General features: G+C 62.3%; 9 protein-coding genes. 1 reads left to right on the top strand and 8 read right to left on the bottom strand.

Going from position 1 to position 22,209, the window contains the following annotated elements; genetic code table 11:
- Nucleotides 1–14: 14 nt before the first annotated feature.
- The 4 genes from ISP18_RS10240 to wecB are packed head-to-tail and all read right to left on the bottom strand — an operon-like array spanning nucleotide 15 to nucleotide 7,185.
- Entirely contained in the window at nucleotides 15–914 is a 900-nt protein-coding gene (locus ISP18_RS10240; RefSeq protein WP_380010403.1) for a DUF4434 domain-containing protein, read from the bottom strand.
- Nucleotides 911–3,823, bottom strand: coding sequence for an NfrA family protein (locus tag ISP18_RS10235; RefSeq protein ID WP_380010401.1), 2,913 nt, complete (start codon nucleotides 3,821–3,823; stop codon nucleotides 911–913). The genes ISP18_RS10240 and ISP18_RS10235 overlap by 4 nt, the downstream gene beginning before the upstream one ends.
- A complete protein-coding gene (locus ISP18_RS10230) occupies nucleotides 3,820–6,045 on the bottom strand; it encodes a glycosyl transferase family protein (RefSeq protein WP_380010398.1) in 2,226 nt (741 codons plus the stop codon). Before ISP18_RS10230 ends, ISP18_RS10235 begins: the two co-directional genes overlap by 4 nt.
- A 27-nt stretch (nucleotides 6,046–6,072) precedes the next feature.
- Nucleotides 6,073–7,185 carry a non-hydrolyzing UDP-N-acetylglucosamine 2-epimerase gene (gene wecB / locus ISP18_RS10225; RefSeq protein ID WP_380010395.1) on the bottom strand — a complete coding sequence of 371 codons (1,113 nt, stop codon included), beginning with the start codon at nucleotides 7,183–7,185 and terminating at the stop codon, nucleotides 6,073–6,075.
- Nucleotides 7,186–7,817: 632 nt separating this feature from the next.
- Here wecB and ISP18_RS10220 point away from each other — a divergent pair.
- Complete coding sequence (locus tag ISP18_RS10220; protein WP_380010392.1) at nucleotides 7,818–9,386, top strand: DUF2334 domain-containing protein; 1,569 nt, start codon at nucleotides 7,818–7,820, stop codon at nucleotides 9,384–9,386.
- 93 nt (nucleotides 9,387–9,479) lie between these two features.
- On the opposite strand, the gene ISP18_RS10215 is transcribed toward ISP18_RS10220, so the two are convergent.
- From ISP18_RS10215 to ISP18_RS10200, 4 genes are all read right to left on the bottom strand, one after another.
- On the bottom strand, nucleotides 9,480–10,502 hold the full coding sequence (locus ISP18_RS10215) for a cupin-like domain-containing protein (protein WP_380010389.1): 1,023 nt from the start codon (nucleotides 10,500–10,502) through the stop codon (nucleotides 9,480–9,482).
- 309 nt (nucleotides 10,503–10,811) lie between these two features.
- Nucleotides 10,812–12,461, bottom strand: coding sequence for a phosphoglucomutase (alpha-D-glucose-1,6-bisphosphate-dependent) (gene pgm, locus ISP18_RS10210; protein ID WP_380010386.1), 1,650 nt, complete (start codon nucleotides 12,459–12,461; stop codon nucleotides 10,812–10,814).
- 225 nt (nucleotides 12,462–12,686) lie between these two features.
- The gene (locus ISP18_RS10205) at nucleotides 12,687–13,373 is read right to left on the bottom strand and encodes an HAD family hydrolase (RefSeq protein ID WP_380010383.1); all 687 of its coding nucleotides are present in this window, start codon (nucleotides 13,371–13,373) and stop codon (nucleotides 12,687–12,689) included.
- Nucleotides 13,370–21,985 carry a GH36-type glycosyl hydrolase domain-containing protein gene (locus ISP18_RS10200; RefSeq protein WP_380010380.1) on the bottom strand — a complete coding sequence of 2,872 codons (8,616 nt, stop codon included), beginning with the start codon at nucleotides 21,983–21,985 and terminating at the stop codon, nucleotides 13,370–13,372. The genes ISP18_RS10205 and ISP18_RS10200 overlap by 4 nt, the downstream gene beginning before the upstream one ends.
- Between the last annotated feature and the right edge of the window lie 224 nt (nucleotides 21,986–22,209).

The following is a 22,209-nucleotide window of genomic DNA, read 5'->3' as shown; positions in this document are numbered from 1 at the left end:
TGCCCGCGCCAGTCCTAGCGCTTCATTACCCCCTTCAATTCCGGCAAATAACGCAACTCGAAGAACACGCTATCGCCCTCGCACGGCGCGCGTTGTGCCAATGCCGCGCTCGCTTCGTCAGCAGACAACGCCGCAGCAGTGAATGCCTTGTCCTCGCCGGTCTGGCGGAAGATTTCATAGACGACGCCCCGTGCGCGCCTCGCCTCGCACGGGCTGGCCGCATCCAGATACAGCTTGCGCTCGCCCTCTCCCAGACGCCCAGTTCCCGCCCCATCCTGCACCCAGACGCGTACGCCGCTGAGCTGGACGTCTTCGAGCAGTTCCGCATAACGCAACGGCACCATGTTGCCTGCAAAGAACGAGGTGACATAGACCGGCCGCCGCGCAATGCGATCGAGCTGCCCGCGCTCAGCGGCGAGATAGTCCTGCAACTGTTTGCGCGCGTCCGGATCGCGCCAGCGCTTGTCGTCGATCTCAATAGGCAAATACCAAGCGGTGATCGTGTCCGTACCCAGCTCATCGGCCCATTGGCTGGCCACCGTCGCGTCGCGCTGCGAGAGCGTGTGCAGATAATTTCCCAAGGCGACCGATGACGCTTCCTGGCGCTGGAAGAACGCAGGATCGCTGTGCAGCCCGAGCACGATGCGCAAGCCGGCAGCATGCGCTTCGCGCACACGCTGCAGCAGCCACACGTGTCCGGCGTGGTCACCGAATGCATTACCGTATTGCGTCCACTGCACCACCAGCGTGTCGAAGCCTTGCGCACGCACGTGCGCGAACAACGCCGGCCACTGTGCCGGTGAGATGTCGCGATCACGCAGCTGAGGTTGATAGATGATCGCCGTCGCCGCACCAGCCAGCCAGGGCGTCAACAGCGCCAGCAATGCAACGAAGCGGAGCAGCGCGCGCCTCACCACTGTGTCCTCACGATCAGGAACACCGCGTTTCTCTCGCGCAGATAACTGGTGAAGGCATGTTGCCCTTCAATGGCTACGCTGAAGCGATGCGGGTAGGCGTCGTAACGCGTTTCGCCGTACCAGACGTTCCACTGTAGGCCGAGCCCAGCGCGTCCATCGCGCAAATAGCTCAAGCCTTGCGTGCGGTCGATACCGGTGTATTGCAGATGGACGTAGGGCTCGATGGTTTGACCATTGGCGATTTTGTCGTGCAGGCCGAACCGGTAGTCGAGGGTGATTACGCTTTGCTTGGCGCGCAGATAATGCGCGATGTCGACGTAGAAGTTCTGAGTAGGCCAGCCCCAGCCGCTCGCGTGCCAGTCGTCGCTGAGCTTTGGACCAAACGACCATGAGCCGCTGGCGCGCAGCAAGGTGTCGTTACGCGTATCACGATTATTATCGGCCGGTGTCTGCTGCTCCACGGACAGCACGATGTTTTGCGAGATCAACGGCTTCCAATGCAGGCCCACGCCAAGCATCGCCGCATGCAGCGGCCATACCGCACCACTGGCGCCACTGCCGGCAAACAGGCGCGCATAGGCGGCCAGCGTATTGAGATCCCCGCCGGTTAGTTGCGGGTCAAGATGGTACTGCGCCTCCAACTGCGCATAGCTTCGATAGGAAACACCCGGCGCCACTGTGTTGGCCGCCGAGGACACGGTATCGCCCAGCGACATGTCGGCATTGAAGCTCCAACTGCGGCCGAGATTTTCATGCAGCCGCCGCAAACTGTAGAGCTCGTCCTGGTCTTGTTTCGCATCGCCGCCGGTACCTTCAGGATCGGCCGCGTTAAGGTTGTCGATTTGATCGATGGCCTGTTCGGCATAGATTCGCGCCTGTGCGTTGTTGCCCAGCTGCTGGTTCACGTACAGCAGTTGGCGCGTCACTGCAGGGTTGTCCGGATCGGCCTGATGCGCGCGCGCGAATTCCACCAGAGCCTGCTGTGGCTCGCCTGCTTGCAGATAGGCATAGCCGAGTGATGCCGACAGCCGGCTGTCATCGGGAGCGAGTGCGCTCGCGTGCTGCCATGAAGCCAGCGCCTGCTGTGAGTCGCCGGCTTGCGCTTGCAGTGCAGCGAGGCGTGCGTAGTAGCGCGCGTCGGGTTGCAGGGCAACAGCGCTTTCCAGATCCGTGCGGGCCAGCGCCGGATCATGCGGTTCGTCGGCTTGGGCTCGCAGCCACCAGTAAGTACCGTCTTGCCGTCCACCTTGCGCTGTATAGGTATCCAGCCATGCGCGCGCCACGGCGGCTTCGTGGATGGTGAGCGCGGTGGTCGCCGCGGCAATCAGGTCGGCCTGCTGCATGTGTGTCGCCGGCACGGAACGCCAGGCCAGCAAGGCCGTTTCATAGTCTTGCGCGCTATAGGCCTGATACGCCAATGCACGCGTGGTTTCGCTGTCGGGCTGCCGCTTGCCGGCTTCGGCATAGGCATATTCGGCGAGGCCAGGCTGCGCATTGCCGTAGCAATCACCGAGTTGACGCCACAGCTCGGCGGGATAGTCCTTCGCCAAATCGGCCATCACCGCGCGGATACCATCGCAATCGTGCAACGCGCCGAGGATATGCACCTGCGCAATGCGCAACGGCACGTTTTCCAATGGACGGCGCAGACGTGCGCGGTCATCGGGCGAAAACAAAGCCGGTTGCTCGCTGGCCAGCACGGCCAAACGCGAAAGCAAAGCCGTCAAATGCGGATTGCCGGCAAATGGGTACGCATCGAGTAGCAGCTGCTTGGCCTCTACGCTTGCGCCCGCTTCCATCAGTCGATAGCTAAGCGGGTCGAGCAGACGATAACCTTCCGGCTGCGCGATCAATGCCTCCGCCTGTTCTCTCGCTTGTAGATACCTGCCCTGCTCCAGATCCAAGCTGAAGCGGTCTTCGCGAAAATCGCTGGCCGGCAGGCGCGACAGCATGCTTTGTGCCACGGCGCGGTCGCCGCGCGCCATCGCCAGTGAAAGCGAAAATCGAGCCTGCCATATAGCGTTGGCGGGATACTGCACAACGTAGCGATCAAGCAACGCCGGCTGCGCACGCGCCGCCATCGCCAGCAGATTCACCCATTGGCGCTCGTCCTTCTCACCGGCGAATACGGGTTTGCGCGAAGCCATGTATTGCGCGAGCAGCGCGCGATCGCGGCCGTTGCCGATCGCCTGCGCCATGGCCAGATCCTGCGCCGGCGCATCCAGTCCGCTGCGCGATTGCAGCTGACGTGCCGCATCCAGCTTGCCAAGCTTGAGCAGCAGCATGAACCATTGGCCGCGCTCGTCGGCGCTGAGTGTGTCATGCGCATCCAGTTCGGCCAATTGCGCATCGGCTCGCTGATCGTCGCCCAGATAGATCGCGCGCTGCGCCAGGGCATGGCGCAAGGCGCGGCCTTCCGGACTGCGCGCAAAATCCGGCGCATCCAGTTCTTCCTGCGCACGCGCAAGCTCGCCGGATTGCAAGTCGTTGAAGCCGCGCTGGGCTCGGCATACCGGCCGGTTGTCGCGCATGCAATCGACAGCTGGTGCTGCGGGTGCGGGCATGGCGGCGAGCAGCCGCGGATCGTTCGGCGTGTAGCGTTTCTGTTCGTCCAACACGGCCTGCGCACGTGCCGCATGGCCGAAATGCCGATAGGCCTCTGCCAAGTCCAACGCGGTGCCGAGATTCTTCGGCGCCAGTTCACGCGCGCGTGTGAATTCGGCGATGGCGGTGCGCTCGTCGCCAGCACGCATCGCCGCATAGCCGGCCTGCCGGTGCGGATACACCATGAAATGCTGGTAGCGACTGCCGTCGCCGGGCGACTCCTGGCTCTCCGCGCACAGCGGCCACGCCGGCATCATGATGAACAGCGCCAGGGCGCATCGGCTGGGCGATGGCCGTTTCATGACGCTCGCTCCAGCGGCTCGAATGTCGCGCATTCCTGTTCGAGCAGACTCGTCACGCTCGGCTGCAATGACGCCTGCAATCTCAGCAAGCGATGCAGTGTTTCAGGGCTGATCACGCCCTGCCCGGTCAGGAATTCGCCCAGCCGTTGCTCGCTACGTGCGTGACTGAGCAGCAGCGCGCGGAAAGCGACTTCATCCAGATGACCTTGCGCGACCAGTATCTCGCCCAGCATCACCTGGCGAGATGTGTAGTCATTCCACAACTGCGGCACGCGATCGTGAGTGATGAGTCCACGGTCCGCAGCCATTTGCAGTAGATGGCAAGGATCGCGATCGCTATGGTGCCCGTGCGCGTACCAGCGGCGCAGGCCGACGGTGACTTGGCCCTTGTACGCGATCACATAGCGCACGCGCCGGCCGAGCTGGCGCGCGATCGCGGCAAGCGAAACCGGATCGATGTACGACTCGCTGGCGAGCACCAAGACGCCGCCTTCGACACGCAGTGGCAGCACCGCGTAATGCAGCGCAATGTTTCGCGGCACCGCATTCAACAATTCGCACGAAAGCGTGGCCGGATCCACCGATTCGCAGCTCACGCCGATCTGCTCGGCGATGGGCGTGGCCAGTTGCTCGGCGGTGATACGGCCCTCGTGAATCATCGAACTGCCGAGCTGCAGGCCATCGATGCGATGCAGCTGCGCCTCGTGCAGCTCCGCCGCCGAGATTGCGCCGTTCGCAACCAGCATGTCGTCCAGCGAGCGCTTGGCGCGGTTCTCGCCGCCGATGCTGGGGAAATCGTGAGTGGTTTTATCCCAGGCCACGCGGCGCGGATCGCCGCATTTGATGATCTGGCGGATCGCGCGCCAGTTGGCAAGGAAATTGATCAGGTTGCCCCACAGCAGCCGCGGTATCGACAGCAGCCCCTGCTTCACACCGTAGTAGCCAGAAACGAAAATGATCCGCTGCAGCATGCGATTGCCCATCAGCGCGATGTTCGCCACGAGGATCACATCGAACCACCGCTGCCCTTCGAAGATCGACACGAAACGCGGCATGCCCGTCCACACCATCTGCAACAAGAGGATCACGGCGAGCTGCAACATGATGAGCATGGCGGCGAAACTGACGAAGTTGTTGATCGCCCCTTTGCGGTCGCGCCACAGGAAGTAATTGAGCACCAGTCCATGCCTCCAGCCATGCGTGCGATAGCCTTGGTAGACGATGCCGATGATCCAGCGCGATTTCTGCCGCACCGCTGTCGCCAGGCGATCAGGAAAATATTCGCGCACGCAGATGACGCTTGAATCGCGCCGGCTCTGACCGAGCTGTCCGCGCTGCGTGGCATGGCGCTGGTAGCGCAGCACCGGAAAGCGCACGAAGATCTCCGCCATGCCGCGTGCCTTCAGGCGCAGGCCGATGTCATAGTCCTCGGTGAGGCTCTGCACGTCGAACGCGATGCCGTTGCCATCCTCGATCAGCGCCAGCACGGCGCGACGACTGAAGCAGGTGCCGACGCCGGCGCTTGGCACCTGCCCGGCCAGCGCCTCGCGCACCGGAATATCCTTGCCGTGCAGCTCGGCGAACTCGTCCAGGTAATGCAGGCTGGTGAAGTTGTTCCACTGCCGCTCGAACGGATAGACCGGGATCTGGATCAGGTCCTTGCGATGCACCAGGTAGTTGAACAGCCGCAGCTCGTGCTCGCACACCACATCTTCGGCATCGTGCAGGATGAATCCCTCGAAGTTGAGATGCGCACGGCGTTCGAACTGCAGGATCGCATCCAGCACGTTATTAAGGCAGTCGGCCTTGCTGGTCGGCCCGGGCCGCGCGCAAATCACTTTGTGCACATTGGGAAAGCGCGCGCACACTTCGTCGACGTCACGCTGCGTATCCGGATCGTTCGGATAGGTGCCTACGAAGATGTGATAGTTCTCGTAGTCCAGGGTGGTGGCCACCAGTTCGGCCATGTGACCGATCACACCGGTTTCCTGCCATGCCGGCACCATGATCGCCAGCGGCTTTTCTAGCGGACGGTACAGCTCGTGGTAACGGGTATGCTCGCGCGTGTGGTAGACGAACAGCGCGCGCCACAGCCGCCGCACCCAGTACACGATGTCGATGAAAAAATCGTCCAGCCCGCTGAACAAAATCAGCACCGCGATCACGGTAACGACCACGCTCAAGCCGTAGAGATAGGTCGAGAATGCATCCAGCCACCACATAGGCGCCTCCGTTGCGTAGATCGCTTGCTAGCTTGCTTCGCGCTGGCGTTCCTCTCCTGCCAGCGCGTCCTTGAGTAGATTGGATACGCGCACGCATGCCTTTCCATCGCCGAACGGATTGCCAGCGCGCGCCATCGATTGGTATGCGTCCGCGTCCGACCACAACGCTTCGATCTGATTCACGATGGATGCCCGACGCGTACCAACCAGCCGCGCACAGCCGGCTTCGATCGCCTCTGGCCGCTCGGTTTCTGTGCGCAGCACCAGCAGCGGCACGCCGAAGGTGGGTGCTTCTTCCTGCAGGCCGCCGGAATCGGTGAGCACCAGCCAGGCATCGATGAGCGCCTGCTGCATGTCCAGATAATCCAGCGGTGGACTCAGGTGCACGTTGGCCAGCTCGCCGAGAATCGCGTGCACCGGCTGGCTCACCACCGGATTCAAATGCACCGGAAACATCACCTGCAAATCGGGATGACGATGCGCGACGTCGGCGATCGCGTAGCAGATCTCGCGCAAATCGCTGCCCCAGTTCTCGCGGCGATGCGCGGTAACCAGCAGATGGCCGCGCCCTTCCACGCGACGCTTGATGTGATGGCGCCGCACCACCCAATGCTGCGCGTCGATCACGGTATTGCCGGTCACACTGATGTGCTCGGGCGCAATCGCCTCTTTGCGCAAGGCCATCGCGGCACGTTCGGTCGGCGCGAAGTGGAAACGCGCGATGCGGCTGACCATCTGGCGCACCCCTTCTTCCGGGAACGGTCGTTCCAAATCGTAAGTACGTAGGCCCGCTTCGATGTGCGCAACCGGAACGCGGTGATAGAAGCCGCACAGCGCGCCGATGAAGGTGCTCTCGGTATCGCCCTGCACCACCGCCAGTGACCATGATGTCCTCAACATCACTTGGTCGAGCAGGCTGCGGCAGCATGTGCTGAATTCGCACAATGCATCGCCACCTCGCTCAAGCGAGACGTCCGGAACAATGTCGAAGCAAGCGAGCATCTGTCGCGCCATCTCGCCGTGCTGACCCGTGTGCAGCCAATGCGGCTGCGCCCATCCGCTTGCAAGCAGGCAGTGATACAGCGGTGCCAGCTTGATGATTTCCGGACGCGTGCCGGAAATGATCAGGATGTCTTGCATACATCCCCCTTTGCAGAATGGCGATGCCATCCTGCTTTTCGGACCTCCTGTCCTCACCCCCTAATGCTCAGTCGCGAGCAGCGGACCTGCGCATTTCCGATGGACGGAGATCGGCGGATGCGTTGGCGTCAGCAGCGTAAAGAACTGCGTCATGTTCAATATTGCCAACTATAAGTTAAACATACACATTAAATTCATATAATTTTTGTTAATTGATACTTGACTCGATCTTATAATTTTGCTAGTCGACAAATGAGGTGCCTCGCCGTAAGCTCACCCACGGCGAGGCGTTCCTTTTTCACGGGACAGGGGCCTGGGCTTTCGGGAAGTGAATCGCATGTACCGGCACGCGCGAGAGCGGCACGACGGCTACTGCGCGTCTACTCCGTCACTGCATGTGGGGGAATCCTATGATCAGGCCAACACTCTGCGGGCCATCCCGTCTCAAATCCTTCGTCGCCGGCGTTGCACTGGCGCTTATTGCGGCATCAGGTCCGATGCCCGTAGCAGCTCAGGCGTTGTTTACTCCTCCCGTCAGTCCCAGCGCACTTCCCGCACCGCCACCGCCACCACGAGCCATCCTTCCAAGCGGAATAACAATCAGACAGGCGCTGCTCAAACAAACGTCGCGCTTGTCGCCGACACTAACCCGCAATGTGATAACGACACTGGTACAGGCGCCGAATGCTTTTGCTGGTGCGCCGAGCGCAAACGCAAATCAGAACACGCTTGTCCTATACGACAGCACCGGTCAATGGGGCTGGCTGGGCGAAGCCTATGGCGTGATGGCCGGCAACCTAGTCACGCATGGAAGCAAGTACACCATGCATGAAGCCGTGAACTACGTTGCTGGTGAACTCAACGGCTATACGGGATTGATCTACATCGGCTCGACCTACGACGAGCCGTTGCCGACCGCACTGCTGGACGATGTGCTGGCCACGACCAAGCCGGTGTTATGGATGAACGACAACATCTGGCAGCTGTCCGCACGCGCTGCGAATTTCGCGGGGCAATACGGCTTCACGCCGATGTACTTCGACTTCTCCAACACGTTGACGGTGACCTATAAAGGCGTGGCATTGCAACGCAATGCGCTGTCCGTGCCTTCCGGTCTGCTGCAGACGGCGATCAACGACCCCACCAAGGCGCAGGCAATCGCCATCGCTACCAACGACACCGGTGGCACCGTCAACTGGGCCACGAAGGGCGCCAACCTCACCTATATCGGCGAGATCCCCTTCAGCTATACCGGTCCGAACGATCGCTATCTGGCCGCGATCGATCTGATCGGCAAGGTATCCAATCCCAACATGCTGGCGCGCAAACGCGCACTGGTGCGCATTGAGGACGTGGACGCGGAAGACAGTCCTGCCCAACTGCGTGCGATCGCGAATTACCTATACAGCAAGAACGTGCCTTTCAGCGTCGCGTTGATTCCGTATTACGTGGATCCGAACGGCTTCTACAACAACGGCGTGCCGGTATCGATCCATCTGTACCAGGCCACGGGCCTAGTCAGTGCGTTGAAGTACATGCAGGCCAGGGGCGGCACCATGATGATGCATGGTTACTCGCATCAGTATTCGAATATCGATAATCCTTACACCGCCGTCAGCGGTGACGATTTCGAGTTCTATACGGCGCACATCAACTCGACCAATTCCGTGATTTTCGATAACCCCGTGCCGGTCGATTCCATGTCATGGGCGCAGGGACGCATCACCAGCGGCTTCCAGGAATTCAGCAAGGCGGGCCTTTTCCCTCCCACGATCTTCGTACCGCCGCACTATGCCGCCTCGGCCATCGATTACCAGGTATTCCAATCAGAATTCAAGGCGCTCTCCCAGCGCGATCTGTATGCCATCGGCTGGTGCCCGAATGGAGCTTGCGGTACGGGAACACCGGATTACACCCGAATCTACGGCCAGTTCTACCCATACCTGGTGCGCAACATCTTCGGCTCCGTGGTGCTGCCCGAACAGCTTGGCGATGTCGAACTGGTGGAATACAACAACAATCCACCTCGTTTTCCGGCCGACATCCTGTACAGCGCCAACTGCAACACGGTGATCCAGGATTCCGTGCAAAGCTTCTTTATCGACCCGACCCTGGACATCAGCTACCTCAAGCAGATCGTGCAGGGATTGCAGGCGATGGGTTATACCTTCGTGCCCGTTAGCGTGGTTATGCAGAATTGATGATTCATCGCCGCCGGCCGCCCTGCAGGCCCCGGCATGAAAAGCCCCTTTCCTTCGGGAAAGGGGCTCCCTTGCAAACCGCGCTGCAAACGTTCAAAACGCCTGTTGCTGCGGATACTCCGCGGTGAAGTCGTTATCCCACAGGAAATTGGTAAACGACACAGTGACAGAGATATCCAGGCCTTCCACGAAGTGCCAGCAGCCGACCGGCAGAAACAGTATCTCGCCCGGATTCAACGTACAGGAAAGCACCTGCACGTCCGCCATGCGCGGATAGCGCTGCAGATCGATCTGCCGTCCATCCACGTGCGTAAAGCAGTGCTCGTGATTGTAGACGTGCGCGATTTCGCAGGCCGGCATCATCAGGATGCGCTTGCGACCGAGCACCTGCGCCATGAAGTTGTTGGTGAGATCGTGATGGAACGGCGTGATGGTGCCGGCCGGGCCGAACCACAGAAAACCCTGCGTGGGGCCTTCGCCGTTCAAGTACTCGGGGATCTGCACGATGTCCTGCCATAGTTCGGTCAACGCCGCGCGGTTCTTTCCCTCGTTGTAGGCGGTCATGTAGAAGTCGTTGCTGCGACCGGCGTTGCGCACCATCTCCACGTAATCGCCGAATGGCATCGTCTTGCGATGCGCGGTTTTCCGCAGTTCGTATTGCGCGTCCGCATCGCGACCGAACTGGATCTCCACTTCGCGATCGCCGCAGCGTTGCTTGAAGTAATCGAGGCCCCATTTCGTCATCGCGGGCCAGTTATCCATCATGCCGGTGATGATCACCGGGCGACCGGCGGTGTAGTAAGCGTCGAGAAATTCCTCGCGCGACAGCTTGTGTCGACGCGGCACTTCGGTACTGCGCAGGCGATTCATGTGACGCTGCGCTTCCAGTATCCAATCGTGTTTCGCCAAACGGTTGCGCAAACGTTGCGCGCCGGCCAGGTACGGACTGGCGATGGCTGCCTGGATTTCCTGCACCGCTTCCTCGTGCGCAATACCGGCGAGCAGCATCTGTTCGTAGATGCCCTGCGGTGGGCCGTCCAGCAGCAGGTTCTCCGCAATCCACCGGCGCCACTCGTTGTCGACGTGGACCACCGGCCTCAACTCGACGTTCGCCATGACATCCCCTCGCGTATTGCCTGGCCGTGTTGGAAGGCAAGCCTAGCGCAGGCCCACCCGCCCCGTTTGCGGATTGTGTCGACGAAATGACAACGATGTCTAGGGGCCGGCAACTTGCGCCCTCTCCCACCGGGACCTGATTAGCATCGAATCTCAGCAAAATTCCCGTCACCCCGGCGAAAGCCGGGGCCTAGCGACTTTAAGGCAGAAGACACTGGGCCCCGGCTTTCGCCGGGGCGACGATGAGGTGTAACTGAGATTCGACGCTAATCAGGACACTGGGAGAGGGGGCTACAGCGATCGCCAGTGTCAGCCCGCCAGCGCCGCATCCACGATGCCCTGCGCCTCGCGCAGGATGTCGTTCAGATGCGCCTCGCTGCGGAAGCTCTCGCCGTAGATCTTGTAGATCTCTTCCGTGCCCGAAGGCCGTGCGGCGAACCAGCCGTTTTCGGCCATCACCTTGATGCCGCCGATCGGCGCATTGTTACCGGGGGCGCGGTCGAGCACTTCGACGATCTTTTCGCCGGCCAGTTCCTTGCTCTGTAATTGCTGCGGCGAAAGCTTGGCGAGCCGTGCTTTCTGCTGTGCATTCGCGGCGGCGTCGACGCGGCTGGAATATGGCTTGCCCAGCGCTTCGGTCAGTTGGACATACAGCTCGCCGGGGTCCTTGCCGGTGCGCGCGGTCATCTCCGCGGCGAGCAGCGCGGGCACGATGCCGTCCTTGTCGGTGGTCCACACTTTGCCGTCATGACGCAGCATGGATGCGCCCGCGCTTTCTTCGCAGCCGAAGCCCAGCGAACCGTCGAACAGGCCGTCGGCAAACCATTTGAAGCCGACCGGCACTTCGTATAGCCGGCGACCCAGGCGCTTGGTCACGCGATCGATCAGCGAGCTGCTGACCACCGTCTTGCCGACGTTGGGCTTGTCGGTCCATTGCGGACGATGGCGGAACAGGTAATCCACCATCACGGACAGGTAATGATTCGACGGCATCAGGCCGGCGCTGCGCGATACGACGCCATGACGGTCGTGGTCAGTGTCGCAGGCGAAGGCCACGTCGTAGCGATCCTTCAGGCTGATCAGACGCTGCATGGCGTACTGCGACGAGGGATCCATGCGGATCTTGCCGTCCCAGTCCACCGTCATGAAGCGGAAGGTGGGATCGACCGCGTCGCTCACCACGGTAAGGTCAATACCGTAGCGCTGCGCGATCGGCTGCCAGTAATGCACGCCCGCACCGCCGAGTGGATCAGCCGCCATGCGCAAACCGGAGCCGCGGATCACGTCGAAATCGATGATGTTCTTCAGATCGTCGACGTAGCGCCCGAGGAAGTCATATTCCTGCACCAGGCTGGAGTGCCGCGCCGTCCGATAGCTGATGCGCTTAACGCCATCGAGCTTGCTTTCCAGCAAGGCGTTGGCGCGCTGCTGAATCCAACTGGTGACGTCGGTTTCAGCCGGGCCGCCGTTGGGCGGGTTGTACTTGAAGCCGCCGTCGTTGGGCGGATTGTGCGACGGCGTGATCACGATGCCGTCAGCCAGGCCATCCAACCGCTGGCGGTTGTGCACCAGGATGGCGTGCGAGATGGCCGGTGTAGGCGTGTATTCGCCACCGGCGGAGATCGCCACCGCCACGTCGTTGGCCACCAGCACCTCGAGTGCGCTTTCGAAGGCGGGTTGAGACAGCGCATGCGTATCGATGCCGATGTACAGCGGGCCGCCGATGCTCTTCTGCCGGCGGTAGTCACAGATAGCCTGAGTGATGGCCAGCACGTGCCATTCGTTGAAGCTGCGCTCGAACGAGGAGCCGCGATGGCCGGAGGTGCCGAAACTCACGCGCTGGGCGGGTTCGGCAGGATCCGGGCGAAGCGCGGTATAGGCATCCAGCAGCTTCGTCACATCCACCAGCAGGGTTTCTGGAGCGGGTTTTCCGGCAAGCGCGTCGACGTTGGGGTTCACGTACGAAAGGTCCTCGAGTGAGCAGTTGGATACGGGTGCGTCCCACCCGCCCTGAGGCCGTCATTCCCGCGAAAGCGGGAATCCATTTTCAGCCTTTCGTTCAAGAGCAAGATGGATTCCCGCTTTCGCGGGAATGACGGCCCAGGGGGGGCTACGGGCAACGGCAAATTATCCGCGACGGTACATCAATCCTTTGTCTGCGCCGCCCAGGCGATCGCCCAGCGTTCAGGCCGCCGCACGCACCAGCTCGGCTGCTAAGGCCGGCAGATCGCTAATCGCGTTGATGGTGTAATCCAGCGAAGGCTGGAGGCCGGTCAGATCGGCCTGCAGGGCGTAGTGGCCCTGGCGCACGAACACGGTGGTGAGCCGGTCGCCAAGCACGCGCTTCATCTTTGCGAGCAGGTTGGGCTTATCGTCGACCATCACGTAATGAGGGGCGGGATAGCGTTCCTGCATCGCGGCCAGCGCCACCTCTTTGTGCACGAAGATCAGCACTTCGCCACGCACCGCGGCGTGGATGCCGGCACGCTCGATCTTGTGCGGCTGGAACACGATGTCACCGTCGGAAAGAATCACTGCCTTTCCGAGCTTGTTCAATTCGTCGATGGTTTCCAGCGCTTTCGGATATACCCATTGCTCGAACGGATAATCGAGCAGCCAGTACGCGAGCGTGAACATACCCGGTCGCGTGTCGTTGTCCTGGCGGAAGTGCTGTGCGGCGCCCAGATAATCGGCGTAGCCCAGCGAATCCCTCAGCTGTTCGTAGATCGCCCAGTAGCGTTCGCATTCGGACAAGCCGAACTCGCGTGTGAGATGCGCGCGCAGGTCGGCGGCGAAGCGGTCGTTGTCGAGCAAGGTGTTGTCGACATCCAGCAGGAATACGTGCGAAGGGTTCGTCTTGGCTTGAGTCACAAATAGACATCCACATGGTGCTCGCCGCCGTCGTCGATCAGCGGCAACCGGTCGCCGTCGACCGGTGTGCCGTTGAACAAGATGCGACGCGAATCGCCCTGCCCTTGCGCGTGCACCACGATCTGGTAATCGGTCTCGCGGTGCCGGTAGCTCAGGCGGTACTCCGTCCAGTCTGGCGGAAGCACGGGGTCGATGTACAGACTTTCGCCTTCCACCCGCAGGCCCAGCAGTGACTCCATGATCAGCCGATACATCCAGCCGGCCGAGCCGGTGTACCAGGTCCAGCCGCCGCGGCCGTCATGGATGCCGCCGTAGTACACGTCGGCGGCGATCACGTAGGGCTCGACCTTGTAGACGTCGATGCGCTCGCCGCTGCCGTGACTGATCGGGCTGATCATGTGCAGCAGTTCCCACGCGCGCCGCGCATCACCCATGGCAGCAAAAGCCATCGTCGCCCAGACCGCCGCATGCGTGTACTGGCCGCCGTTCTCGCGCACGCCGGGTACGTAGCCCTTGATGTAGCCGGGATCCAGCGACGAGCGGTCGAACGGCGGATCGAGCAACTGGATGATGCCGGCATCACGCTTCACCAAGTGCTTGTCCAGCGATTCCAGCGCCTGCCGGCGGCGCTCCTGCGGTGCGGCGCCCGACAGCACCGACCAGCTCTGCGCGATGGAATCGATGCGGCATTCCTCGTTCTGCTTGGAACCGAGCGGCGTGCCGTCGTCGAAATACGCGCGGCGGTACCATTCGCCGTCCCAGCCGTGTTCATCCAGCGCGGCAGCGAGCTTGCGGGACTCGTCTTCGCAACGTTGTGCGAATGCTTCGTCGTCATGGCGGCGCGCGGTTTCAGCGAACGAGCTCAGCACCTCGCACAGGAAGAAGCCCAGCCAGATGCTTTCACCGGTACCCTTCTCGCCGACTTTGTTCATGCCGTCGTTCCAGTCGCCGGTGCCGATCAGCGGCAAACCATGCGGGCCATGCGCCTTGATGCCTCGCTCGATCGCCTGCACGCAGTGCTCGTACAGCGTGGCACTCTGTTGCGAACGCAGCGGCAGGTCGTAATAGGATTCTTCGTCGGGCCGCACCGGGCGGCCTTCGATGAAGCCAATACGTTCGTCCATCACGCCGGTGTCGTGCGTGGTATGCACGTAGCGGCTGAGCGCCAGCGGCAGCCACAGGTAATCGTCGGAGCAATGCGTGCGCACGCCGCGATCCGAAGGCGGATGCCACCAGTGCTGCACATCGCCCTCCACAAACTGGTGTACCGCGCACAGCAGCAAATGCTGCCGCGCGCTGTACGGGCTTGCGTGGATCATCGCCATGGAATCCTGCAGCTGATCGCGAAAGCCGAATGCGCCGCCGGATTGGTAATAACCGCTGCGCCCCCAGAAGCGCGCGGCGATCACCTGGTACATCAGCCAGCCGTTCGCCAAGGCATTCACCGCCACATCGGGCGTCTTTACCTGTACCTTGCACAACGTCCAGCGCCAATGCATGCGCACTTCCTCCAGCGCAGCCGTGGCGGCATTGGCGCCGCGCCAACGATGCGCGAGATCGCTGGCACCCTTCGCATCACGCGCCGCGCCAAGGCGGAAAATCACCTCGCGCGTTTCGTCTTTGCCCAGCTCCATCGGCACCTGGATCGCCGCGCATGGATCGAGCCCGGCACCGATACGGCCAGACAGGCCGATGCGACTCATCGCGGCCGGCGTGCGCGGATGGCCGTTGCGGCCGATAAATTCCATGCGATCGCAGGTGACGCTGCGCGTGACCGCATCGGTATCGAAGAACGCCACCCGGCCGGGAAATTCGGTGTTGTAGGCATTGCGCGCCAGCAGAGCGCCGGTGACCGGATCGGACTCGGACACGATATGCATGGCGTACTTGTTGCGCATGTCGCCCAGCACCCATTCCACGTAGCCGGTGGCGGACAGCCGCCGGCTACGACCGGAACGGTTATGCACGCGCAGCACCCAGAACTTCACCGGCGCGTGCAAGGCCACGTACATCCATAGCTCGGTGTGGATGCCGTCCTCGATGTGCTCGAACACCGAGTAGCCGAAGCCGTGCCGTGTCACGTACGCACCCTTGCCACGATGCGGCAGCGGCGTAGGCGACCAGTAACGGCCGGTTTCCTCGTCACGCAGATAGAACGCCTCGCCGCAGCTGTCGCTGACCGGATCGTTGTGCCACGGCGTGAGGCGGAATTCATGCGAGTTTTCCGCCCAGGTATAAGCGCTTCCCGCTTCGGACACCACGCAACCGAAATCGGGATTGGCCAGCACGTTCGCCCACGGCGCGGGTGTCGGCCGACCGGGGCGCAATACGATGACGTATTCACTGAGATCCGGCGAGAAGCCACCGTAGCGATTGCTCAACTGCAGCGTGTCCAACAGCGCCTGCGTGTCGTCTGCGGCGATGGTTTGCTCCGGCCCGCTTTGCCGGCTGATGGTCAAGGCCGGCAGTTGCGACTCCACGCGGCGGCGCTCGATCTGTTCGGCCAATGTGCCGCGACTGTCATACAGCACCATGCGCGCCACCGATTGCACCAGCACGCGATCCTCTGCCGACAACTGCTGCGTCGGTCGCACGAAGATGCCGCCGGGACGATCGATCAGATTCGCTTCGGTGCTCGACGCGATCAGGCCCAGAATCAAATCCTGCAGTTCTTGTCGGTAGCCGGCCTGGTCTTCGTTCCAGATCACCAGATCGACCACCAGGCCTTTCTGGCGCCAATAGGCGTGCGCTTGCACCACTTGCCGCACCAGCTCGATGTTGGCGATATCGCCGATACGCAGCAGCACAATCGGCAAATCGCCCGAAATGGCCTGCCCCCACAAACCCGATTGCCCGCGACGATTGGCCTGCAGCACGCTCGTTTCTGCGCGCAGCAGCGTGTTGGCGTAAAGGATGGACGCGGCCATGCGTTCGTACAAACGCGCATCGGCATGCGTGGAATTGAGCTGATGCAACAACACCTGGCTGTGCGTCCAAGCCAGATCGAACACGCGGTCGGCCAGATGGCGGTCGCGGTATTTCTCTGCCAGATGCAGGCAGGCGTCGCGGTTTTCAGCCATGCCGGTGACCACATCAATGGTGGCGGACTGTTCCGGCGGCAACGTGATGCGCACGCGAATCGCCACGACCGGATCGAGCACCGAACCTACCGTGTTGGAAAGCTGCGCGTGCGACTCCAGCCGGCTCATGGCCAGTGGTTTCACCAGGCTGCGACCGCGACCGACGAATTTCGCGCGGTCCGTTTCGTAGGAAATCTCATCGATATGCGCATCGTGCACCGCCATCACGTGGCACACCCATGGCACGCGCTCGTCGTTAGCGCGTGGCCGGCGCGTGCCGATCAGGGCTTGTGCGGAAGCGACCCATTCGGTCTCCACGAACAGATTGCTGAAGGCCGGATGCGAGGCATCGGCCATGGCCGGCGCGATCACCAACTCGGCGAACGTCGTGATTTCGATGGTGCGTGGACGACGGCCGCGATTGGTCAGGCGTACGCGGCGCAGCTCGATGTCGTCCTCCGGCGACACGACGATTTCGGTATGCGCATCGTAGTGATGCTTGCGCACGCGGAACTCCGCACGCGCGTCGGAGAAAATCGCCTCGTAGTGATCGGGCTTCGCCAGCGTGGGTTGGTGCGTCGTCGACCAGAATTCGCCGGTTTCCACGTCGCGCAGATAACAGAACTGGCCCCAGTTGTCGCGCGTGTAATCCTCGTGCCAGCGATGGATGGCCAGATCGCGGCAACGGCTGTAGCCGCCGCCAGCGCTGCTCACCATGACGTGGTAGCGGCCGTTGGAAAGCAGTTGCACCGCGGGCCGCGGCATGTTCGGGTCGGTGAACACGCGCAGCGGGTTGTCGGCCATCGCGTTGCCGGTCTGCAAGGTCTCGAAACCAATCGCGTGCAGATATTCGGTGGCGTTCTTGGGCACGCGCTCCTGCAGCAGCAAGGCGATGGCGCGGAACTGCGGATCGTTGTCGAAGCGCTTCTGCATCGGCTGATCCAGCAGCAGGTAGGCCAGCGAAAGCAGGCTCATGCCCTGGTGGTGCGCCATGAACGAAGACACCACGACCGACGTCTGCCCATGCGGTACGCGCGCGGGCGTGTAATCGACCGCCTCAAAGAAACCAAAGCGCCCTCGCCTGCCTTCGTTCGCCAGCCGCTCAAGGTTTGTATACGCATCGGTAGGCGCCACCATCAAGGCCATCACGCTGGCGTACGGCGCAATCACCACGTCTTCGCCCAGACCGCGTTTGAGCCCCAAACCCGGCACGCCGAATGCGCGGTACTGGTAATTCAGATGTACGTCGACCGTGTTGTAGCCCGATTCGGAAACGCCCCACGGCACGCCGGTCTGCTGGCCGTATTCGATCTGCCGCTCCACCGCAGCACGACAGGTCTGGTCCAGCAGCGTGCCTTCGTAGCTGGGCATCACCAGCATCGGCATCAGATACTCGAACATGGAGCCCGACCACGACAGCAGCACCGGCTTGCCACCGGCCGTGGTGAGCAGGCGGCCCAGCGCGAACCAGCTGTCCTGCGGCAGTTGTCCTTGCGCGATAGTGACGTAGCTCGCCAGGCGCGCCTCCGAGGCGAGCAGGTCGTAACAGCTGGCATCCAGCCGACGCTCGTCGACGTTGTAACCGATGGAAAGCAGCTTCTTGCGCGGGTCGTACAAGAAGCGGAAATCCATCGTCGCCAGTTCGGAAATCGCCGAAGCCAGGCGCAGGATTTCATCGCGGCGGCCCTTCGGGCTGGAGTGGTCGTTTTCCGCTGTAGCGCCGACGGCAAGCAAGACCTGCCGCAAGGTCGGAATGCCTTCCCTCTCCGGCATGCCTGACGTCCACGCCGTTGCAAGATCCAGCTCGTGCCGAAGATCGGCAAGCTGCTCGCGCAGGTGTTGATACCAGAAGAATGCTTCCGACGATTCGTCGCTGGGAACGATGGCGCGCAGCTCGTCGAAACGCATCTGCAGATCGACCGCGTGCACCATCGCGCGATCCAGCGAATCCGGCGGCGTCTGCACGGTGTCGTACAACAAGCGGCGCAAGCTGGCGATGGCAGCGTTGTGTTCGTCCGGCAAGGTATCGCGCATCAGCGTCAGCGTGTCGCGCAGGCCGTCCAGCGAGCGCGGGTGGAACAGCGGTTCGTCCAGCAGCGCCAGCAGCCCGGGGCGCAGCGTGAGCAAATGCGCGGCAAGATTGCCGCTGTCCACCGAGGAGATGTAAAGCGGCGCAAGCGGCTGCAGCGTGACCGTGTCGTACCAGTTGTAAAGATGCCCGCGATAACGCTGCATGGCTTGCAGGGTCTGCACGGTCTTGCCGACGCGATCGAGCAGCCGCCCGGCGCCGATGTAGCCGAAATCGTAGGCGCTCAGGCAGGAAAGCAGCGACAGGCCGATATTGGTGGGCGACGTGCGATGCGCGATCACCGTAGTCGGCACTTCCTGCACGTTATCGGGCGGCAGCCAGTTGTCCTCCGCACCTACGTAGGTTTCGAAGAACGCCCAGATGCGGCGTGACAGCGCGCGCAGGAATCGCCGCTGCCGCCGCGAAGGCACGAACGCGGCTTCCCTGCGCCGCTCGCTCGACCAGCGCACCAGCGCCGGTCCGATCAACCACAGCAGCAGGATCGGCGATGCCGGCGCCAGTGCGAGCGGCTGGCGCGACCAGATCGCCGCGACGGCCAGCACGCCCAGCAACGGATTGATCCACATCATGCGGTACGTGCGCAGCGCCGATTGCATGCCTTCCTGCTCGACGTCACGCGAGGTTCGCCATTGCAGCAGCCTGCGTCGACTTACCGTCATGCGCCACAGCGTGCGCATAATCGCATCCACGCTGTACCACGCTTCGTGCGGCAGCGCCGTCAGACTAAACAGCGCGCGCGTGATGGGCTGGCTCGCCGGCGTCAACGCGGACTTCAGGTGTGAGGACAGCGTGATGTCTTCCTGCTTCTGCACGATCGCCAGCAGCGAGGAAAGCAGCGGCAAGGTGAACAACAAGGCCAGCAGCGCCACTGTCCAGACGATCGACTGGGCAAAGCACATCCACACGATCAGGAACAGCGCCACGAACGACGGCGCCACCAGGCTGCGCCGCAGATTGTCGAAGATCTTCCAGCGCGATAGTCCGTCCAGCGTGTTCTTCACCCACCGGCCCTGCGCGTTCGGTACGCGCGGCAGCATCCATGGCAGCAGTTGCCAGTCGCCACGAATCCAACGATGGCGACGTTGGTAATCGGCGACATAGCTGGAGGGATATTCCTCGTACAACGGCACGTCGCTGAGCAAGCCCGAGCGCGCATAGCAACCTTCGATCAGGTCGTGGCTGAGAATAGTGTTTTCGGGAAAGCGGTCGTCCAGCGACTGCGCGATGGTCTCCACCTCGTAGACGCCCTTGCCGATGAAGGAGCCTTCATTGAACAAGTCCTGATAGACGTCCGACACCATGCGCGTGTACGGATCGATGCCCACTTCGCTACCGAATAGCATGGCGTAGCGCGATCGCCCGGCGCTGGGCAAGCTGATGCCAAGGCGAGGCTGCAGAATGCCGTGACCGCGCAGTACGCGCCCGCTCGATGCATCGTAGACGGGATGGTTGAGCGGGTGCGTCATCACGCTGGCGAGTGCCTGTGCGGCATCGCGTGGCAGCTGAGTATCCGCATCGAGCGTGATCACGTAGCGGATGGTGCGCAGCACCTCCATGTGACCCACGGTGAGCAGGAACGGCTTGGTGTTGCCGGTGCGCAGCAGGTTGTTGAGATCGGTCAACTTGCCACGCTTGCGCTCGTAGCCCATCCACATCTTGTCCGCGCGATTGAAACGCCGTGGACGATGCAGCAGGAAGAAGCGATCGCCGGAACCGGGCGCGTATTTCGCGTTCAGCGCGTCCACGTGCTGGCGCGCGAGTCGCAACAAGGACTGGTCGTCTCCCAGCCATTCCTCATCCGCGTCCTTGAAATCACTGAGCAGGGCGAAGTGGATGTTCTGATCGCGATTGGCCAGGAAATGCACTTCCAGTGCTTCGACCATGTCCTCCACATCCTGCGTGCTGCCCATCAGCGCGGGCACCACCACCAGCGTGCGCGCGGTCGGCGGTACGCCGCGCGAGAAATCCATGCGCGGCAACATGCCGGGCGACATCGTGACGGTGACGATCCAGTTCACCAAGCCAAGCGCGAACTGGCTGACCGCAAGCAACGCTGGAATGGCAATCAACACCAGCGCCCAGTTCGGATAGCGATTGATGCTGGCTGCGTGCACGATCGGCTCGGCGAACAGCAGCGTGAGCAACGCAACCATGCCGACGTACAGCAGCAACGATCGGCGCAGCAGCGCGCGCTGCAGATTCATCCATGCGTGATAGCGGTAGCCGACCTTTTGCTCCAGCGCCGGCAGCCCTTCGTCGATCAGGTAATAGCCCACGTGCGCCTGGATGCCGGACACTGCGTGTTCCGTCGCGCTCGTGTGTGCGAGTTCGACGGCTTCGTGCGCGACCTCATGTTCTTGACGGTCGCTGGAGCGCGCCAGCCGTTCCACCACGTGGCGGTAGTGGTCGCGCGTGGCGAAGTCCATCTCCGGATACACACCGGCGGGATCCTGGCGCAGCGTCTGCTCGACGATGCTCAGCCGCTCGACGAACGCATGCCAGTCGATCGCCGCCAGATGACGCAGGCTGCCGATGCTGTTGCCGACGGAGACCTGGTTGGCGGCCTGCTCCTGCGCTTCGAGCTGCAGATGATGCTCAATGCTCGATCCGGTCTCGGCCAGGCGCTGTTCCACCCAGGTCAGCGGCATCACCAGCACGGGGCTCTGCCCCTGCAGACGGCGCGCGAGTTCGGCCACGAACGCGCTGGTCATCGGCGGGTCCGAACGCGCCATGTCGGCCACGCCAATCACCACACTCTTCGGATCGCGCTCGGCGATCTCGGTCAGCACGTCCGCCCACTTGCCGGCCTGACTGCGGTAATGCGAGTCGGCCATCACGCGCACTGCCGCACGGCGCAGGTTATCGATCAGCGCCAGGCGCAGCATGATCGGGATCGCCCACAGCTCACCCAGAGTGAGCGGCTGCACGGTCTGGTAGGCGGAAATGAAGCGTCCCAGGCTTTCGTCGTCCACACGGCCATCGCCGTGCGAGATGGTTTCCAGCGCCAGCACGTACACGCGCGGCAGGCCGGCGCCCTCGCCTTCCTGCGCCAGGCACGGCAGCTCACGGTTGTAGCGCTTGGGCAGATGCCGCCGAGCGATGCGGATCTGGTCTTCGACCAGGTAGTAGTTGTCCAGCAGCCATTCGGCGGCCGGCGAAATGCGCCGGTTGCCCTTGGCCGCGGCGGTCAGGGCCTCGCAGGTCTGCAGCAGCAGGCTGGCGTTCTCATCCAGGCGCTTGAGCAAGCGGTCCGACGACGACCGCGGGCTGAGCGTGTGCTGCTTGGCTAGCGCAATGCCGTGCTGCTCCATCTGCTCGGCGCTGAACAGTTCCGCCCGCAGCGCCGGTTCCATCGATTCGTCGCCCGCCGTCCCTTCCGCGTAACGCGCCGCCGCTTGGGGATGCAGTGCTAACTGCAAAAGAGACTGGTCGGTTCTGAACATCGCTCCGTTCCGGCTGAAACACCACCTTCGCTAGAGCGTCGCGATGCTCTGGCGTTCTTCGCACGCCAGGGGGCATGCGTCACGGTGCGCTGCAACGTGAAAAAAATAGCTGCCGGAGCGTGAAATTAAGGTACCCGTATTGTTTGTTTTGCTTCTTCCCCCCCCCGGAGAGAGGGCTGGGACCTGGACTTTCGCTAGTGCCGAAGCATTTTGGCCTCGGTGCG

The organism is Dyella humi (assembly GCF_044904605.1).
GTDB lineage: Bacteria > Pseudomonadota > Gammaproteobacteria > Xanthomonadales > Rhodanobacteraceae > Dyella_B > Dyella_B humi.
The sequence above is the reverse complement of the archived record's forward strand: the minus strand, read 5'-3'. Positions and strand labels throughout refer to the sequence as shown.

Excerpts from the sequence above, each read along its gene's own strand:
- ISP18_RS10235 (WP_380010401.1), bottom strand. The coding sequence starts at position 3,823 with ATGAAACGGCCATCGCCCAGCCGATGCGCCCTGGCGCTGTTCATCATG.
- ISP18_RS10230 (WP_380010398.1), bottom strand. The coding sequence starts at position 6,045 with ATGTGGTGGCTGGATGCATTCTCGACCTATCTCTACGGCTTGAGCGTG.
- wecB (WP_380010395.1), bottom strand. The coding sequence starts at position 7,185 with ATGCAAGACATCCTGATCATTTCCGGCACGCGTCCGGAAATCATCAAG.
- ISP18_RS10215 (WP_380010389.1), bottom strand. The coding sequence starts at position 10,502 with ATGGCGAACGTCGAGTTGAGGCCGGTGGTCCACGTCGACAACGAGTGG.
- ISP18_RS10200 (WP_380010380.1), bottom strand. The coding sequence starts at position 21,985 with ATGTTCAGAACCGACCAGTCTCTTTTGCAGTTAGCACTGCATCCCCAA.